Here is an 18268-nt window from a genome sequence, read left to right as displayed (position 1 = left end):
CCGAAGCCGCACAACACCAGAGAATCTCTTCGCGGCGAAGGATGCGGGTAATGCACCTTGGCTATTTTCATCCATCAGTGGTGCCGCATAGCGGCATGGGAGTCTGACTCCTGACTACTATTTACTTATGACGGAGGCATCTCTCTTTATGTTTGAGGTTTATTTCGAAAGTGATTCTCCCGCTCAGACTGCCGAATTCGGGCAAAAGCTCGGGGAACGGCTGCAGGGCGGGGATGTGGTGTTGCTGAAGGGAGACTTAGGTGCGGGCAAAACCGCCCTGGCCAAGGGAATAGCTAAGGGACTCGGAGTGGAGCAAACCCTCACCAGTCCCACTTTTACCTTGATCCAGGAATATCCTGTGCGCCAATACTCTGACAAGACAGATCCTTTAGGTGAGAATGGAATTGTTCAAAAGAAAATCACTTTAGTACATATGGATTTGTACCGGCTGCACCATCCGGAAGAGGCGGAAGTCATCGGGGTGGAAGAACACTTTCAGCCGGATAAAGTGTGTGTCATCGAATGGCCGGAGGTGGCAGAGGAGTTTCTGCCAGAGGATGCCTTGACCGTTGAGCTGGCAGGCAGCGGGGATGAAAGGCGCCGGATTTTGGTGTTTTCCCGAGATTCAGGCTGGGAAGCGCGCTTAGGCACGATTAATAAATAGGGGGACCTATGAAATACCTCACATTGGATACGACCACGAAAGTAACCGCTCTATCCCTGGCTGAAGATGGAAAGGCGGTGGCGGAAGGGTTTCTACATACGAGTAAGACGCATTCGGAGCGCCTAATTCCGATGCTGGACCAGCTCTTGCATGCAGCAGCCTGGGAGCTTGAAGATTTAGATCTGATCGGAGTGGTGCGGGGACCGGGCTCCTTTACCGGGATCCGAATCGGGATTGCTACGGCCCAGGGTCTGGCCCAGGTTTTGAAAATTCCCCAGCTGGGAGTGCTTTCTCTGGATGCCTTGGCTTGGGCCGGTTACGGGCGGGTGGAAGAAATTGTTCCGATTCTGGATGCGCGCAAGAACGAGTGGTACAGTGCCCGCTACCGCTGGCAGGACGGGTTGGACGGGCAGGATGAGCGGAAGGGGCCGCTGTGTTTGACGGAAGCGTGTGCCGTGAACCCGGAAGCGTGGTTAAATCGACTGAAAGAAATGGGCGGAACCTATCTTTTTGTCGGTGATGCTGCGGGCAAGGCCCAAGAATTGATCCGGGAGACTCTGGGGTCTAAAGCCACGGTGCTTCCGGAGTACCAGAGTCTGCCCCGGGGAGCTTATGCAGCCCGCGCTGTTTGGCAAAAGTGGCAGGAACAAAGAGATGGAGAAAAGCCGGAACCCTATTATATCCGGTTATCCGAAGCGGAAGTCAACTGGCGTAAAAAAGAGGAAGCGCGGAGGCTTTCACAATGAGTCTTTACAACCATCGCCTAAACCGCGCCGGCTATCCGGAAGTAAAAGCCACGGTCCGCCCGATGACCGGAGCGGATTTAGACCGGATTATGTATATCGAACATTCCTCTTTTAGCACTCCGTGGTCAAGGCAGGCTTTTGTCACCGAGCTTAAAGACAACGAGTATGCCCGCTATTTCTGCCTGGAGCTTGAGGGGAAAATAATTGGTTATATGGGGCTGTGGTTGATTCTCGATGAAGGGCATATTACCAATGTAGCCATCGAGCCGGAACATCGCGGCCAGGGTTGGGGCCAATACCTGATGCGTTCCGTGATTGCAAAAATGAGGGACGAAGGTGTGGAGCGCATGACTTTGGAAGTGCGCGTTTCCAACCTGGCTGCCATGCATCTTTATGAGGCCCTAGGTTTTAAGCCGGCAGGGGTGCGTAAAGGATACTACTTCGATACCAGGGAAGATGCGATCATTATGTGGCTGGAGTTAGAATGAACGAAATTATTCTGACTCCTGTCTCCTAAGTACTAAAATAAAAGGGTCGGTGGGCTATGAAAGATGTTTATATTCTTGGCATAGAGACAAGCTGTGATGAGACTTCGGCAGCGGTAGTACGCAACGGGCGGGAGATTTTAAGCCATATCATTTCCTCCCAGGTGCGCACCCATCAGAAGTACGGGGGAGTTGTGCCCGAGATTGCCTCACGTGAACACAGCCTCCACTTCGAGGGGGTGGTTCAATCGGCGCTCGAAGAAGCCGGCCTCGGATTTGACGGGCTGGATGGGATCGCGGTTACATATGGACCCGGTTTGGTCGGCTCGCTCCTGGTAGGAGTGGCGGGAGCAAAAGCACTGGCTTATGCTGCCCGCGTTCCGTTTATCGGCATTAATCATCTGGAAGGGCATATTTATGCCAATTTTTTAGAGGAGCCTGACCTAAAATTCCCCTTACTGGCGTTGCTCGTTTCCGGAGGACATACGAACTTGATCTTATTTGAAGGGCATGGAGATTTTAAAGTGCTGGGCCGGACGCGGGATGATGCGGCAGGCGAAGCCTTGGATAAAGTGGCCCGCACTCTGGGGCTGGGGTATCCGGGCGGTCCCCAGATTCAGAAGGCGGCTGCCGGAGGAAACGCAGCCGCCTTCGATTTTCCGCGGGCTATGCTGGAACCACAAAGCCTTGATTTTTCTTTTAGCGGAATGAAATCTGCAGTGCTCAACACGCTGAATTCCGCGCGCATGAAAGGAATAACCCTTCCGGTGCCGGATCTGGCGGCGTCCTTCCAACAGGCCGTCGTGGATGTACTGGTTCGAAAAACCTTAATGGCATTAGAACGGAATCCGGTTACATCCGTGGTGCTGGCCGGAGGTGTGGCTGCCAATACTCTTTTACGTCAGAGCCTGCAAGGAGAACTTAAACAACGGAATATAAGCTTTGTTTATCCCAAGCCCCTGCTTTGTACGGATAACGGAGCCATGATCGCTGCCGCCGGATATTACCATTTTCTTCAGGGTAATTTTGCGCCTTGGACTCTTAATGCCGTGCCGGGTTTAAGTCTTGCTTAATTTGAGCCGAATGCTTGTTTGATTCTGTATTCACCCTAACAAATGTTCTGTGGATAGTTCAATCTGTGGATAATGTGGATAACTTTGTGAATAACCATAGGATGCGGGTTTGCACTTTTTCACAGTTTGGGGATAAGAAGAACAGAGTTACCCACAGATCTTGTGGATAATGTGCATAAGTCTATGATTTGGGCTTAAAATCAAGAACAAGTTTGGGGATAAGTTAGGGATATCTTTAAGCGAACAGATATTTCACACCAGACAAAAGCATATACTTTCCGAATAGTTTTCTTCGAAATGAAGCAGGAATAAACTAGAATATGGAGAAATAAAACAAGTAAATAACGGTGTAACAAAGGGTAAGTGAAAAAGGCAACAAGCGCCGGGGGTGGAAGTGTGGACTCAGATCAGAGGCATAAGTCCCTGCCTACAATGCTTAAAATGTTGATTACAATGCTTTCGATGGGAATTCTAATGGGGCTCATCTTTCCTTTTTTCGCCAAGCTGTTTGTAAACATAAAAAGCGGAAGAGTCGGGCTGTTTATTTTTAGCTGCCTGATCGCAGGCTTGATTTTAGGCATTATTAATTATTTTATTGCCCGCAGTGTGCTGTATAACCCGATACAGCGCATGACTCAGAAAGTGAAGGAATTGTCAGAAGGAGATCTAACGGTTAAGATCGGGCTTCAGGGTCAAGACATTATCGGGCAGCTGGCGCATTCGATTGAAACTCTGGCCGAGAATTTTGCGGGATTAGTGAAAGACACCCAAAGCGCCGCCCAGGAAGTTGAGATGATCAGTGAGCAAGTGCGGGAAGCTACGCTTACCAGTGAGGAAGCAACCGATCACGCTCTTCAGATTTCGCATCAATATGCCACCAATGCCAAGCAACAACTGAATTCAGTTGAAGAAGTCACGCAAGTCATGAGTAAGATGAGCAGGGGTCTAGCCACTGCAGAGGAACTGGTTAACACGGCCGCCGCCTCGGCTGTTCAATTTGCAGGCACAGCGACCCAAGGGCATGGTTTGATTGAACAGCTTAATTCCGGGATGCAGCATATGCAGTCCGAAGTCAATAATGCCCAAACGGTCGTGCTCGAACTGGAACAGCATTCTCAGAAAATCAGCGGGATTGTACGAATGATTCAGGATATTTCAGGCCAGACCAATCTGCTCGCCTTAAATGCCTCAATCGAAGCGGCCCGGGCCGGACAGGCCGGGCGGGGGTTTATGGTGGTAGCGGAAGAGGTAAAGAAATTGTCCGAGGCTTCCGCTTCAGCTGCCAAACAAATTGAAGACTTGGTGCATACGATGCAGGCAGGGGTAGGAGCAGCGGTCAAATCCACTCAGGAAAGTGTCGCCACTCTGGAACAAGAAGGACTGTCCATGGTGGAAGCCCGCGCGGTCTTTACCCAGATTGAAGCGGCCGCACGAGAGTTAAAAAACAGCATGAGTGCCGCCAAGAATGAACTTCAGTCTGCGACCAAAGGTGCGGACAATGTCACCTTGGCCATGAAAATTCTTAGCGATTTAAGCGAGAATTCCACCGACTGTGCGCTCCAGGTCGGAAGCATGGTTGAGCAGCAAGTGGCGGAGCTTAAGTCTTTGGAAGAGCAGGCTGATGCGCTGAACGAATCTGTCAAGCTCATGACAGCCCATTTGGAGAGTATAAAATTGAATTAACCCTATCGGGATGGTTGCGATTTTCGGGGTTTTCGGGATTCGGGATTTTTAGTATCAGTAACAGGTTTTCGTATTGAATAGATATTGTGTATGTTCTATAATGAAGGTGGAAAGCATATAAAAAGCCGGGATGCGCGAACATCCCGGGTACAACCGGCCGCAGTGGGCGGCGCTTAGAAAGAGCAAGTAGCTCCCTCAGGCAAGGGTAGGGCTACTTGCTGTGTATTTCTCTGAGTAATATTACTATGAGGGTAGCAAACGCAATTGTTACGCTCATAGATTCATACACCGACATGGCCTCACCCCCTTTCGGGGAATTGGCCGCCCACCCGCCTGATTTAGTTGTACAGCCTGATTATACCACAATTTTCTAAAAAATAGGACACTATTCGTTTATGAATTACGGGAATGCAAAGCCTCCGAACTTCGGAGGCTTTGCATTCAACAAATACTCTTTTTCAGTCTCACCGTAAACACGGTTTCTCCTTGCGTGCTTGTGGCACTGATCATGCCGCCGTGAAGCTCGACAATTTGCTTGGAAATCGCGAGCCCCAAGCCGGAGCCCCCGGTTTCTTCGGCTCTTGATTTTTCTACCCGGTAAAACCTTTCGAAAATGTGGGCTATTTCCTCAGCCGGTATTTCCGGCCCGTAATTAATCACACTGACCACATTCCAATTCCCTTCATCCCTCACGTTTACCCGGATGAGTTTTCCTTCTTTCCCGTATTTAAGGGCATTGCTGATCAGATTTTCGAACACCCGGGCCAGCTTGTTCCCGTCTCCATGAAGGAGCAGCTTTTCAGCGGGCGCGAGGAATTGCATTTTTACTCCTTCCTGCTCACACAGCGGGACAAACTCCTCCGCCAGCTGGCGCAAGAGCTGGGCCAGGTCTACTTCCTCCTTATGCAAAGCCATTTGGCCGGCATCCAGCTTGGTATATTCGAAAAGCGCCTCAATCAGGTTCTTTAATCTTAATGATTTGCGGTAGGCTATTCCAAGATAATGCTGTTCTTCTTCCGGGGAAGCATGTTTGTTTTGCACGAGCAGGCCGAGATAGCCGATGATAGAGGTGAGCGGAGTGCGCAAATCATGGGAAACGTTGGTGATTAATTCTTTTTTTGTGCGTTCAGCCAGTCTTTCCGCTTCCAAGGTATCTCTAAGCTGCCGGGTCATGGAATTGATGTTGTCAGCTAAAATTCCCAGCTCATCTTCGCTTTTTTTAGGAAGCTGATAGGATAGGTCGCCCCGTGCGATCACCTGAAGGCCTTGGGCTACTTCACTAAAATAACGCAGACTGGGCCGCGTGAGATAGTAAAAAAGCCCCAAGAAAACGGCTACAGGGAACACAAGCTTCAGCCATGGCCCCAAAAAACTGCGGCTTTGCGCCTCGTACACAGGGACATCCAAAGCCTCCCCGGTCACATAGACAAACCCTTCCGCATTTTCCAAAGTGTAGGGTACCAAAGCATGGTAGGTATTATATCCCTGCCAGGTCCGGCTGTCTCTTGCTACCATTTCATTCGGACCAAATCTGGCTCCCCACCGGCTTTCAGCTTCAAGTTTCAACAGCTGAAAAATGTCAAACTCTGTTTTGTCCGCGTTGGATGAATGATAAAGCACTTTTCCGGACTTATCCAGAATATAAATCTTTTCCTGAGGAAAAGAACGGTATTGATCAAGAATCTCCTGAAGGTCTTTGGCCGGAGCATCCAGATTGATACGAGTGCTGTTCGCAAGATTAAAGACAGTGCGCTGGATGCTTAAAGCGTGTTCTTCCGTGCTTTCTTGAGTGAGGACATAAGGCTTTGCCGGATAGTGATACCGTGTGAAAGGTTCGATCAGGGCCCCGCTGATAATGGCTGCCAAGAGGCAGAGAGCAAAGGCAATGATGAGTTTAATGCGCAAGCTTTTCCCAATCTGTCGCTTTATTCCGGAAAAAACCTTCTCATAATATGGCCGGATCGGTTTCAGTATAAACTGAAAGACTTTGAAAAAAGGTTTTAGCAAGAATTTAAGTATTTTAATAATCGAGTTTATAGCCAACACCCCAAACTGTTTTTATCGCTGGTCTGCGCGGATCCTTTTCGATTTTCTCGCGCAGTTTTCGGATGTGAACCATGACCGTATTGTTGGACTCAAAATACTTTTCCCGCCAAACCTTTTCAAAAATCCTTTCCGTACTTAGAACCATGCCCCGGTTTTCCATTAGGAACTGTAAAATATCGAACTCGGTTGGAGTGAGAGAAACGTCTCTGTCCTCAACGGTAACCCGCCTGGCACGGATATCAAGCGTCAGATTACCTAGGCTAAGGGTGGTATTGTTCTCTTTGGTTTCGGCACCGAGGTGAAAATAGCGCCGAAGCTGTGATTTTACCCGGGCCATTAGTTCAAGGGGGTTGAAAGGTTTGGTCATATAATCATCGGCCCCTGTGCTTAGCCCCATGATAATGTCCATGTCCTCACTCTTGGCGCTCAGCATGATGATCGGAGTATTAAGCTCTTTGCGGATCCGGCGACACAGTTCTAAACCATCAATCCCTGGCATCATGATATCCAAGATGACCAGATGTATTTTTTCCTGCTCCAAGAGATGAAGAGCTTCTGATGCGTGATGAGCCTGAAAGATGTTATATCCCTCATTGCGGAGGTAGATTTCAATCAGCTCGGCAATTTCGATTTCATCATCGACAATAAGAATCGTTTCTTGGGCCACAGTATTAACTCCTTCCCTTCCGTGACAGTGAGCACGTGATTCAGGATATTCACAATAGCAATGCTGGCGATGCCGTCGAGAATCGTATGCTGCTTTAAAAAGAGTGTAGAAAGAATAATTACGATTGACATTAATATGCCCAGTGTCATGAATATGCCTATCATCCTAGACCGGGGCAACCGCTTTGAAAGCTCCAGACAGCCCACAAGAATACTATAACTGGTCAGGACATGGATGCTGGGCAAGGCATTATATGGATTGTCCCAGGAATAAAGCAGCTTGACCAGATTCGAAAAGAAGTCCGTTTCCGGAAGAAGCGGGCGGGGCACAGTCGTGGGGAACACCAAATAAATAAGATAACAAAGCAGTACCCCGACATTAATCATGATAAGCTGTTTTTTATATAGAAGGTAGTCCTTATAGAAAAAATAAACCAGCATCCCGCCTAGAAAAGGAACCCATAACAAATAAGGAATGATGAAATACTTGACAAATGGAATGAGCCGGTCAATGTCCGTAATAACGCTAAAAACCAATCCGTCGTTTTGATTAAGAACACCATACCCTATGCCAAGGATAGGAAGTGAAAAAATATAGCCGAGCTTTGCAATTCTTTGGTTCACTTAGATTACCCCCTTGCTTTGTCTAGTCTAAGGGGTAAATCTTAAAAAATAGAGTTGATAAATCTTAAATTTCCTTAAGAAAAAATAGATCTTACGGAAATTGGCCTTAAGCGTTATAATATACAAGGATTATATAAAACTTTTCAGTAATAGTCCGATCTCGGACTCTTTATTTTCCAGTAAAATAGTATAAAATTCTGGTGGCATAAGTGCAACTAAACAAGTGCGTTACTGCTGCCACCAGCAGTAACGGGCGCAAGCCAAGTTTTCTTTAGCGCTATTTAGTCGTTTTAAAGGTGGTAAGAGCAAGTGTGGATTTTACTTGGCTGCCTGGCTGCCGGTACGGTCATTGGCTGGCGAAGGTGGCTTCCTGCAAAAGTCATGGCCTTGAGCGGGAAAGCAATGATGTTGGGTGTTATGTTCCTGCTTATTAGCATGGGTATCCGTCTGGGCTCAGACCGGGAGACATTAAACCAGCTTGGGATATTTGGACTGCAAGCGTTGGTGTTTGCCGCCGGTACGGTGGGGGCAAGCATTTCTCTGGTGATTAGCCTTGAATTTCTCCAAAAAAAGCTGCGGACAATCCGGGTTGAAGAAGACAATCATGCGTGGCAGCATAAGCAGAATCAGAATCATAAAAAATCTGAGGCTCATCCGTACCGCATGACAGCCCTGATCTTAGGGGCTTTTGCTCTGGGGGTGGCCTTGGGGAGTTTGGTCATCCCGGATATTAATCAGCAAAGTGTGAGTCTGGTTACCACCAGTGCACTCAATATCACTTTGCTTTCTGCCGGGATCGATCTTGGGCTGAATAAAGAGGTCTGGCAGCAAATTATGCGCCTGGGCTGGCAGGTGTTCCTGGCTCCGGCCGGAGTGGCCGTCGGAAGTATAGCTGCAGGGATGATTATCGGAAAGATCCTGGGCTGGAGTTGGTACGAAGGAGGAGCTGTCGGGGCCGGGTTTGGCTGGTATTCCCTCTCGGGGGTATTAATCACGCAGATACATTCCGTTTCCCTGGGCACGATTGCTTTCTTAAGTAATGTCGCACGTGAACTGCTAGCAATTCTGCTCATTCCCTGGCTTAGCCGCCGGGTGGGGATGTTGGCTTTGGTTGCGCCGGGAGGAGCCACGACCATGGATACAACTCTGCCTTTGCTGGCAGCAGTGGGCCCGCCCGGGGTGGCGGTGGTCGCCTTGGTTAACGGAATTAGTTTATCCGCTCTGGTGCCGGTGATCGTACCTCTATTCTTAAGCTAGCCTCTTCCCCTAATTTCCTTTTAAAAAAAAGAAGGAATTATCTATTAGTGCGCGAATATTTTATACGTTAAGGCTTTTTTAGCCCTTTTTTCGTGTTTTCGTCTCTTAAAGGCACATTAAACGTTGAAGTGGTACTTGCCAAGGCCTGGTACAATGAGATAGAGGGGAGGGAGTCGTTATGCCTGCACTGAGTGCCCCGCTGATGGATGAAAAACGCCAGGTGCGCAAGCTAGTGTTAGGGCGGAGGGCAGCGCTGGGTGCCGAAGAACGTTTGCGCAAGAGTTCCGAGATTACAGCCAAGATTCTATCTATGCCTGAATACCAGAAAGCGCAAACCGTCATGCTGTTTCTCAATTTTCGGGATGAAGTGGAAACTACCGCACTGGCTCAGGAAAGCTTGACCCTTAAGAAAAAACTTGTCTTACCGCGCAGCGGCAAGCAGGGAATCCTTATTCCCGGGGTCATCAAAGATTTGGAGAAAGACATTGAACCCGGAATGTGGGGGATTCGGGAACCGAAAAAAGACACACTGGTTGAGGCAGATCCCGCTGAGATTGATTTCGTGCTCGTGCCGGGGGCTGCTTTTGATATGAATGGCAACCGCTTAGGCTATGGCGCGGGCTACTATGACCGCTTCTTTAAGCGTTTGCGGCCCGGTGTGCCGCGGATTGCCATCGCTTTTGCCTGCCAGATCTTGCCCGAGATACCAGTGGGCGAACATGATCAGAAGATCACCGCCCTGGTTACAGAGAATGGGATTCACTATTGCCAATGAGTAAACTTACTTCAGCCGGGCTCAGCCCGCTGAAGCTCAGTTAATAAAAAAATAAGGAGGAGGGAGTTCGAGTGAGTGCAGTACACGAAGAGTTAATTGATCCGAAACAAGTGAAGCTGGATGAATTACTGGATCATTATAAGACGCAAAAGGGAGCGTTAATCCCTGTGCTGCAGCAAGCGCAGGACATTTACGGCTATCTGCCGGCTGACGTACTTAAACAGATCAGCAAAGCACTTCGCTTGCCCTTGGCCAAAGTTTACGGAGTGGTCACCTTTTATGCCCAATTCCGCTTGACCCCGATGGGGAGAAATGTGGTGCGCGTGTGCCTGGGTACAGCCTGCCATGTCCGCGGCGGAGCCAAAGTTTTGGAAACGATTCAAAAAGAACTGAAAATCGAAGATGGCGGGACTACGGAAGATGGCCGCTATACTTTGGAAATAGTGGCTTGCATTGGCGCCTGCGGTTTGGCCCCGGTGTTTTCCGTGAACAATGTGGTGCACGGGAAGATGTCGCCGGACAAGGTCGCCGGCGTCTTAGCCAAATACGAGTAAGGGGGGAGAAGCATGAAATCACTGTTAGATCCTTGTTGTGAGCGCTGTACGCATACCGCCCAAACCCCTTGCAAAGATTATGTACGCTGTCTGACTGAAGGTCCGATCTGCCATGATGATGAGCAGTGCAAAGCAGAGCGGCAACGCCTGCTGGCGGAAATCAAAACGGAAAAAACTTCGGCAAAAAAAGCGGTTCTCTTTTGCACGGGTACGGGATGCGCCTCATCCGGCGCTCATAGCCTGATTGACCTTATGGAAAGTGAGTTAAAGAAACACGGCCTCGAAAATACTTTCACCACCAGGCCAACCGGCTGCCACGGTTTCTGTGAGCAAGGCCCGATTGTGATTGTGGAGCCGGATCAGACGTTCTATACCCATGTCACGCCGGAGGATATTCCGGAAATTGTGGAGAAAGACCTGATCCAAGGGGAGCGGGTGGAACGCTTGCTCTATGTGGACCCGACCAGCGGCGAACACGCGACCACGTATAACAATACTCCTTTCTATGCGAAGCAAAACCGGATTATCCTGCATAACTGCGGGCATATCAACCCGGAGCGGATTGAAGAATACTTCGCCCAGGACGGCTACAAAGGGTTTGCTAGAGCCATCCAGGAAATGCAGCCCCTAGAAGTCATCGAAGAAGTGAAAAAATCCGGGCTGCGCGGCCGCGGCGGCGCCGGCTTCCCGACCGGGCTCAAATGGAGCTTTGCCCAACAGGCTGAAGGGGACAAAAAATACGTGATCTGCAACGCGGACGAAGGAGACCCGGGTGCCTTTATGGACCGCAGTGTGCTTGAGGGTGACCCGCACTCTGTGATTGAAGGGATGCTCATCGGCGCTTATGCCATCGGAGCTGATGAGGGGTATATTTACTGCCGGGCGGAATATCCGCTGGCGATTAAACGCCTGGAAATCGCCATCAAGCAAGCGCAAGAAGTCGGACTGCTTGGTGAGAATATTCTCAATTCCGGATTTAGTTTTAACCTTCATGTGAAAGCGGGTGCCGGAGCCTTCGTCTGTGGTGAGGAAACGGCGCTGATGGCTTCCATCGAAGGAAACCGCGGCATGCCGAAAGTGCGGCCGCCCTTCCCGGCCCAAAAAGGCCTCTGGGCTAAACCGACCAATAACAACAACGTGGAAACCTGGTCCAATGTTCCCCATATCCTGCGTCACGGTGCTGACTGGTATGCCCAGTACGGTACGGAGAAGAGCAAAGGCACCAAGATTTTTGCCCTCACCGGTAAGCTTAATAACACCGGTTTAGTGGAAGTCCCGATGGGAATGAGCCTGCGCGAAATCATTTTCGATATCGGCGGCGGGGTGCAAAACGGCAAGAAATTCAAAGCGGTGCAAATCGGCGGTCCGTCCGGCGGCTGTATCCCGGAAGAGATGCTCGATTTGCCGGTAGACTTTGACACTCTGGTTCAAGCAGGAGCCATGGTTGGTTCCGGCGGCTTGGTTATCATGGACGAAGACACCTGCATGGTGGATGTTGCCCGCTTCTTCCTCAATTTCACACAGAAAGAATCCTGCGGCAAATGTACGCCTTGTCGTGAAGGAACCAAGCGCATGCTGGAGATACTGACCCGGATTACCAAAGGAGAAGGGAAGGAAGAAGACCTCGTCACTTTGGAGAACCTGGCCCATGTGGTTAAGAACACTTCTCTCTGCGGACTGGGACAAACCGCGCCCAACCCGGTTTTGGCAACCCTTAAGTATTTCCGCCATGAGTATGAAGCGCATATTTATGATAAACAATGTCCGGCCCATGCCTGTTCTGCGCTTTTGAGCTACAGCATTGACGCCGATAAATGTAAAAAATGCGGCCTCTGTGCCCGCAACTGTCCGGTGAGCTGCATCAGCGGGGATAAGAACACCCCGTATCAGATCAATACTGAAGCATGTATCAAGTGCGGAACCTGCTTAGACAAGTGTAAATTCGGAGCAGTGGTAAGAGCTTAATTGAAAGGAGTGTGAGCGAGGTGGAATGGATCACCTTGACCATCGACGGGCGCACAGTCACTGTTCCCAAAGGAACGACTGTTTTAGAAGCCTGCCGCATGAATGATATCAAGATTCCGACTCTGTGTCATGACCCGGAACTGACTCCGGCCGGTTCCTGCCGCCTGTGTGTGGTAGAAATCGAAGGAATGCGCAACCTTCCTCCTTCTTGCGTTACCCAAGCCACGCAGGGAATGGTGGTGAGCACGCACAATAAAAAAGTGCGCGAGGCCCGCAAAACGATTCTCGAATTGCTGGTGGCGAATCACCCCCTGGACTGCATGACCTGTCAGAAGATGGGGGATTGCTCCTTGGCCGAGTATGCCTACGAATATGAAGTGACCGGTAGTGTCTTCCAGGGAGAGAAACGCCAGCTGCCGCTCGATGACAGCAATCCCTTTATCTTGCGCGACCCGAATAAGTGCATTCTCTGCGGCAAATGCGTACGCGTATGTGAAGAAATTCAGGGAAAAAGCGTGCTTGACTTCTCCTTCCGCGGGTTCAACACCCAAGTCGGCCCGGCTTTCAACGTGCCGTACAGCGAGTCTGAGTGCGTCTTCTGCGGCTCCTGCGTGGCCGTGTGCCCGGTCGGCGCCCTGACGGAAAAGGAAATGAAAGGCAAAGGACGTCCCTGGGAAGTGGAAAAAGTTCAGACAACCTGTCCGTTCTGTGGAACCGGCTGCAACTTTGACTTAAATGTCAAAGACGGCAAAGTCATCGGGGTCACCTCTAATCCGGAAGCTCCGGTGAATGGCCGCCACTTGTGTGTCAAAGGGCGCTTCGGGATCGACATGGTCCACAGCCCCAACCGCATTACCGAACCCTTGATTAAGAAAGACGGCGAGTTTGTCCCGGCAAGCTGGGATGAAGCCTTAGACTTGGTGGCCTCCAAGCTCGGCGCCGCCAAGGATAATTACGGAGCAGATGCCATTGCCATCTTAAGCTCGGCCCGCTGCACCAATGAAGAAAACTTCCTCATGCAAAAACTAGCGCGCGCGGTGATCGGAACCAATAACATTGATCACTGCGCCCGGACCTGACACGCTCCCACAGTGGCCGGTCTGGCCACCACATTCGGGTCAGGTGCAATGACCAACTCTATTAATGAGATTCCGTATTCGAAAGTATTGTTTGTCATCGGCTCCAATGCGACCGAAGCCCACCCGATTATCGGAACCAAAATGAAGCAGGCCCTGGCCCGCGGAGCCAAACTGGTCGTGGCTGACCCGCGCAAGATTGAACTGGCGGAAAAAGCAGACCTGTGGCTGCGTCTGCGTCCGGGTACGGATATTCCGCTCATTAACGGGATTATGAACATCATCCTGGCTAACGGCTGGGAAGATAAAGCATTTATCGCGGAGCGCACGGAGGAATTTGAAAAGTTCAAAGAGAATATTCAGAAGTTCCCGCCGGAAGTCGTAAGCAAAATTACCGGCGTGCCGGTCGAGCAAATGGTGGAAGCGGCGCGCATTTATGCCACTGCCGAGAGAGCACAGATCTTCTATACCCTTGGCATTACCGAGCATACCCATGGCACGGACAATGTCATGACCCTGGCCAACCTGGCCATGCTTACCGGGAATGTCGGGAAGGAAAACTCCGGCGTCAACCCGCTGCGCGGCCAAAACAATGTGCAAGGTGCGTGTGACATGGGTGCCCTGCCCAATGTTTATCCCGGCTATCAAAACGTCACCAGCGCAGCGGCCCGCGTAAAATTCGAAGAAGCCTGGGGACGGCCTTTAAACGAGAAGCTGGGCTACACCATTCCGGATATGTTCGATGCGGCAGTTAAGAAAGAGCTCAAAGCCATGTATATCATGGGGGAAGACCCGGTGCTCACGGACGCTGACGCCAACCATGTGCGCCATGCTCTTGAGTCTCTCGATTTCCTGGTGGTGCAGGATATCTTTATGTCTGAGACGGCCAAACTGGCGGATGTGATTCTGCCCGGCGCCAGCTTTGCGGAAAAAACCGGTACGTTCACCAATACAGAACGGCGCGTGCAAATGGTAAACAAGGCGATCGAACCGATTGGCAACTCCAAAGCCGACTGGGAAATCATCTGTGCGGTTGCTAACCGTCTGGGCGGAGCTTTCACCTATGAAAGCCCGGAAGCTGTCATGAAAGAAGTGGCCGCTCTCACTCCGCAATACGGCGGCATCACCTATGCACGCCTGGGCAATAAAGGTCTGCAGTGGCCGGTGCCGACGGCGGAACATCCCGGAACCAAGTTCCTGCATGAAGGGAAATTCTCCCGCGGCAAAGGGCTCTTTATGGTGATTGACTACAAGCTGCCGGATGAGCTGCCGGATGAAGAATATCCGCTTCTCTTAAGCAGCGGGCGCAAGCTCCAGCACTACAATGTCATGACCCGCAACTCCAAGGCTCTCGATGCTCATGCACCGGAAGAGCTGGCTGAGATCAATCCTGAGGACGCCAAGCGTCTGGGGATTGAGGATGGGGAACGGGTCAAAGTGGCCTCCCGCCGCGGGGAGCTTGAGACCAAGGTCAAAGTCACGGACCGCGTGCTCCCGGGCATGCTCTGGATGACCCTTCACTATAAGGAGTCTCCGACTAACGTGCTCACCAATGCTGCCTATGACCCGATTACCAAAACGTACGAATATAAAGTATGCGGGGTCAAAGTCAGCAAGCTTGGGTAAAGATTATCAATAAGTTGGTTGAATATTAACGAATCGTTAAGACATTAGTTGCGTCATTTAGATGTTTAGGGGTTAAAGAGCTCGAAACTCTTTAACCCCTTCGCATTCCTTATTGTCACACTTTAGAACCTTGTACATATGATAAACTAGAATTAATCATAAATGGTATTTCCCCAATTTCTTATCTTATGTCGCCACTTCTTGTGGTCAATAAAAAGAAAGGGGAATAACCAGATGTTATTCGGATCGCCATTCGGAGTACCTTTTAGTCCTGTTTCTCCGATCATAGCATTATTTGACACTTATCCAATCGGTGCAACACTAACCATAGGCATGGATGCCAGTTTTTGGACCGGCGCCTTTGGTGGAATCCAAGACGGTGTTGCCTTATTGACCAATGCTCAACTGTTTGCCAACGTTGGAAAACCAATTGACGGACCCCGCCCGGTAGTCCGCATTCCTATCAGACAGATTACGTTCGTCTCCCAGTAGTATTTTAGCAAGGGTAGGATTTTATCCTACCCTTGTTTTTTCCTTCTATATATCAGACAAACCGTGTTTGTCCATGTGCTTGTCTCAATCCAGGCTAATTTTCAATTCTGAGAGTTTGCAGCGATAAACTAGAGCCCTTGTTCCAAGTATTTCTGAAATGTCTTCAGTAAAACACAGTCCCATTCTCTGTAAGATCCTGTCCCCTTCTTGAGTTATGGAAATCGCACCTATTTCACTAATACGAATACCTTTTTCCTCAAGACAGCCTAAAGTTTTACCTATATCCTGAATTAAGTTTTTGGCATATTGTTTGTGTAACGGATCATGGATATCAACGATTAAAGTAAAGAAGTATAAGTATACTTCTTTAGGATGAAAATAATCAGTTACATAATCCAATAGTTCTGTTTCTCTAAGATTTCCTGCGAGAAGCATTTCATATGGCTTTTTAGACAAAGGATAAAGACAATAATATCCTTTGATTTTATCCAGATCATATAAAACCCGATAGGTTTCAGGGTTTTTTGTTAATATTTGTTTAACGAAGTGCTCGGAAAGATGCCATTCCTTTGGGAAAATTTTGTAATCTAATGCAAGTAGACGAGAAACATCCTGAATCAAGCCATTTTTGATTTCCACATCACTAGCTCCTTTCACCAACAAAAAAGGGAATAGGCCAATAGGACCTACTCCCTACTTTATCCTGTGCAACAAACTTCCCTGCGAAGTATTGTTTTCTCCAACTACAAAATCAGTTAAATAATAAGTCAGGTATTTTCCGTAATTCGTATTTGTTTTTACCAATAGCTCGTCGACATAATAAATTCCCTGGGGAAGATTATCCAACAGCAAGGCTGTCATTGCAGCATATATGCCACAGGCTACTTGGAAATAAGTTGCATTCACATTATATTTACTATAAACATCTTTATTAGCTAAAACATTATACATGAACATTTCTTTATCCTGATAAACAAGAAGCACACCCACTAAATCTTCGCCTTCAAGTTCTTTGCGGGCAGGGTCAAGTACTTCCATATCCCATTGCCAAAGGTCATCAATGTGATCAAGGTTTGCCCGGATTAATTCTGAAGTATGGTCGTTAATTTTATAAATAAAGCCCGTTTCCATATCAAATAATTTCCCGAGTGTTATTGATTCTTCGTGCGGCATCAGGCAACCGGTAAAACTTCTTTCTCCCAACGACACCTTGAATTCAAGGTCATATACATTTTCGTATAGAAAAAGCGGCATTCGATGTCTAAGGAACATGGGATAGCTTAATATTGCTTCATCTAGGAAACATTCCGGTGACCAGGTAGTATAAATCGTTTTCTTGTCGGCCAATCTCTTGTCAGCAAAGAAGGAATTGTCATGTTCAACGATATAACACCCAAGCGGTTTCTGATCAGGTGTTTTATTGATTAGCTCTAAAGCCATCCACTGCACAACTCCCGGATTCATTCCGGAGGCTATTATTGCAGTAGAACTTTTGAACTCGTGTTTATTCTTTTCAAATAGATTATATCTTTCAATTAAACCGAAGCCCTGTAATTTTTTATCTTCATCTACCGCTGGGCTTTCGAATGCAGTATTAATATAATTAACATTTAATTCATTACAAACCCTCAACATCTCAACAGTATCAGCCCACGAACAATCAATTACAAGGGTTGTGCGCGTTTTTTTTAGGTGTTTCTTAAACTTAACGGTATTTTCTAGGTGAAAATTATAAGTGTATAGGTTATTTTGTAAATTTGGAAACAGATTCTTATAATAATCTAGTTCTCTTTGTTTGTTATCTATTAAGTGGAATTTGGAGTTGACTATAAAGGGGTGAATCGGATCGTTTTTGTCCTCAGCAGATTTATTTAGAATGGATAATATTGCTTTTGCAACGCCACCGGCACTGCCAAGAACTGTAAAATTCTTGAACAGTTTTTCATTCACTCTCATCACCCTTTATCGCAAGCTTGTACTACATTCTATGAAAAAGGTGTTCAAGTCAAATCCCATTTCCGGTACATCTTCCCACAACCATAAATTTTCTTCGACGTCTCTTTCATAGCCGGTCAGAGAATCTTTTTGAACCATCACAAATACTCCTTTCATCAAGGGGAAAATCCTCAGCCTCAACTATTTCGATAGCTCCTAAGCCACGTACCAGCTTCATCACGTTAAAGGCATTTGGTTTTAACATAGCCAGGAATTTTGTGACAACCTCATCAGAGTCAACAGTTTCTCCGCAAGTATAACAGTCAATCGCCACAAATCCTTTTTCAGGGTATGTGTGGATTGAAAAGTGGCTTTCTGCTATCAGTAAAATAATGCTTGCTCCCTGTGGGTGAAATTTATAAGCTTGAGTTGAAAGCACTGAAAGGGTGCACGCTTCAGCGACTTCCACCATATACTTCTGTAACAGTTTAATATCATCTAGAAGCTCGAAATTAATACCCCAGGCATCTGCAACGACATGTCTTCCAAAGGTTGAGAAATCCATTTTATGCATCCTCCTTGAGGGACAAACATATCTGGT

General features: G+C 48.4%; 17 protein-coding genes. 11 read left to right on the top strand and 6 right to left on the bottom strand.

The window, feature by feature from the left end:
• The first annotated feature begins 148 nt into the window (after positions 1-148).
• The 5 genes from tsaE (at position 149) to J0X21_RS01890 (ending at position 4651) form a co-directional block, all read left to right on the top strand.
• Positions 149-664 carry a tRNA (adenosine(37)-N6)-threonylcarbamoyltransferase complex ATPase subunit type 1 TsaE gene (gene tsaE / locus J0X21_RS01910; RefSeq protein ID WP_206809732.1) on the top strand — a complete coding sequence of 172 codons (516 nt, stop codon included), beginning with the start codon at positions 149-151 and terminating at the stop codon, positions 662-664.
• Between the two features lie 8 nt (positions 665-672).
• Positions 673-1410: a tRNA (adenosine(37)-N6)-threonylcarbamoyltransferase complex dimerization subunit type 1 TsaB gene (gene tsaB / locus J0X21_RS01905; protein WP_206809722.1), complete on the top strand. Its 738-nt coding sequence runs from the start codon at positions 673-675 to the stop codon at positions 1408-1410.
• The gene (gene rimI, locus J0X21_RS01900; RefSeq protein ID WP_206809714.1) at positions 1407-1898 is read left to right on the top strand and encodes a ribosomal protein S18-alanine N-acetyltransferase; all 492 of its coding nucleotides are present in this window, start codon (positions 1407-1409) and stop codon (positions 1896-1898) included. Before tsaB ends, rimI begins: the two co-directional genes overlap by 4 nt.
• A 56-nt stretch (positions 1899-1954) precedes the next feature.
• Positions 1955-2968: a tRNA (adenosine(37)-N6)-threonylcarbamoyltransferase complex transferase subunit TsaD gene (tsaD, locus tag J0X21_RS01895; protein WP_206809704.1), complete on the top strand. Its 1014-nt coding sequence runs from the start codon at positions 1955-1957 to the stop codon at positions 2966-2968.
• A 396-nt stretch (positions 2969-3364) separates the two neighbouring features.
• Complete coding sequence (locus J0X21_RS01890; protein ID WP_206809694.1) at positions 3365-4651, top strand: methyl-accepting chemotaxis protein; 1287 nt, start codon at positions 3365-3367, stop codon at positions 4649-4651.
• A gap of 441 nt (positions 4652-5092) precedes the next feature.
• Here J0X21_RS01890 and J0X21_RS01885 read toward each other — a convergent pair whose 3' ends face one another.
• From J0X21_RS01885 to J0X21_RS01875, 3 genes are all read right to left on the bottom strand, one after another.
• Positions 5093-6556: a sensor histidine kinase gene (locus J0X21_RS01885; RefSeq protein ID WP_206809692.1), complete on the bottom strand. Its 1464-nt coding sequence runs from the start codon at positions 6554-6556 to the stop codon at positions 5093-5095.
• A gap of 115 nt (positions 6557-6671) precedes the next feature.
• Positions 6672-7364, bottom strand: a complete 693-nt coding sequence (locus J0X21_RS01880; protein ID WP_206809690.1) for a response regulator transcription factor — start codon at positions 7362-7364, stop codon at positions 6672-6674.
• The gene (locus J0X21_RS01875; protein ID WP_206809682.1) at positions 7310-7987 is read right to left on the bottom strand and encodes a phosphatase PAP2 family protein; all 678 of its coding nucleotides are present in this window, start codon (positions 7985-7987) and stop codon (positions 7310-7312) included. Before J0X21_RS01875 ends, J0X21_RS01880 begins: the two co-directional genes overlap by 55 nt.
• Positions 7988-8296: 309 nt before the next feature.
• On the opposite strand from J0X21_RS01875, the gene J0X21_RS01870 reads away from it, so the two are divergent.
• The 6 genes from J0X21_RS01870 (at position 8297) to J0X21_RS01845 (ending at position 15732) form a co-directional block, all read left to right on the top strand.
• The gene (locus J0X21_RS01870) at positions 8297-9244 is read left to right on the top strand and encodes a lysine exporter LysO family protein (protein ID WP_206809680.1); all 948 of its coding nucleotides are present in this window, start codon (positions 8297-8299) and stop codon (positions 9242-9244) included.
• 178 nt (positions 9245-9422) lie between these two features.
• Positions 9423-10019, top strand: a complete 597-nt coding sequence (locus J0X21_RS01865) for a 5-formyltetrahydrofolate cyclo-ligase (RefSeq protein WP_236006026.1) — start codon at positions 9423-9425, stop codon at positions 10017-10019.
• Positions 10020-10090: 71 nt separating this feature from the next.
• A complete protein-coding gene (nuoE, locus tag J0X21_RS01860; protein ID WP_206809678.1) occupies positions 10091-10573 on the top strand; it encodes an NADH-quinone oxidoreductase subunit NuoE in 483 nt (160 codons plus the stop codon).
• A gap of 12 nt (positions 10574-10585) precedes the next feature.
• Complete coding sequence (nuoF, locus tag J0X21_RS01855; RefSeq protein WP_206809669.1) at positions 10586-12538, top strand: NADH-quinone oxidoreductase subunit NuoF; 1953 nt, start codon at positions 10586-10588, stop codon at positions 12536-12538.
• A 20-nt stretch (positions 12539-12558) separates the two neighbouring features.
• A complete protein-coding gene (gene fdhF / locus J0X21_RS01850; protein ID WP_206809668.1) occupies positions 12559-15240 on the top strand; it encodes a formate dehydrogenase subunit alpha in 2682 nt (893 codons plus the stop codon).
• 234 nt (positions 15241-15474) lie between these two features.
• Complete coding sequence (locus tag J0X21_RS01845) at positions 15475-15732, top strand: hypothetical protein (protein WP_206809666.1); 258 nt, start codon at positions 15475-15477, stop codon at positions 15730-15732.
• A gap of 84 nt (positions 15733-15816) precedes the next feature.
• Here the strand turns inward: J0X21_RS01845 and J0X21_RS01840 are convergent, their stop codons facing one another.
• The 3 genes from J0X21_RS01840 to speD all read right to left on the bottom strand — a co-directional run bounded on the left by J0X21_RS01840 (position 15817) and on the right by speD (position 18232).
• Positions 15817-16371, bottom strand: a complete 555-nt coding sequence (locus tag J0X21_RS01840) for a hypothetical protein (protein ID WP_206809664.1) — start codon at positions 16369-16371, stop codon at positions 15817-15819.
• A 54-nt stretch (positions 16372-16425) separates the two neighbouring features.
• The gene (locus J0X21_RS01835; protein ID WP_206809662.1) at positions 16426-17682 is read right to left on the bottom strand and encodes an S-adenosylmethionine decarboxylase related protein; all 1257 of its coding nucleotides are present in this window, start codon (positions 17680-17682) and stop codon (positions 16426-16428) included.
• Positions 17683-17794: 112 nt separating this feature from the next.
• Positions 17795-18232 carry an adenosylmethionine decarboxylase gene (gene speD, locus J0X21_RS01830; RefSeq protein WP_206809659.1) on the bottom strand — a complete coding sequence of 146 codons (438 nt, stop codon included), beginning with the start codon at positions 18230-18232 and terminating at the stop codon, positions 17795-17797.
• Positions 18233-18268: the final 36 nt, after the last annotated feature.

This window comes from Paradesulfitobacterium ferrireducens, assembly GCF_017310645.1.
In the GTDB taxonomy this organism is placed as follows: domain Bacteria; phylum Bacillota; class Desulfitobacteriia; order Desulfitobacteriales; family Desulfitobacteriaceae; genus Paradesulfitobacterium; species Paradesulfitobacterium ferrireducens.
This window is presented reverse-complemented; position numbering and strand designations above follow the sequence as displayed.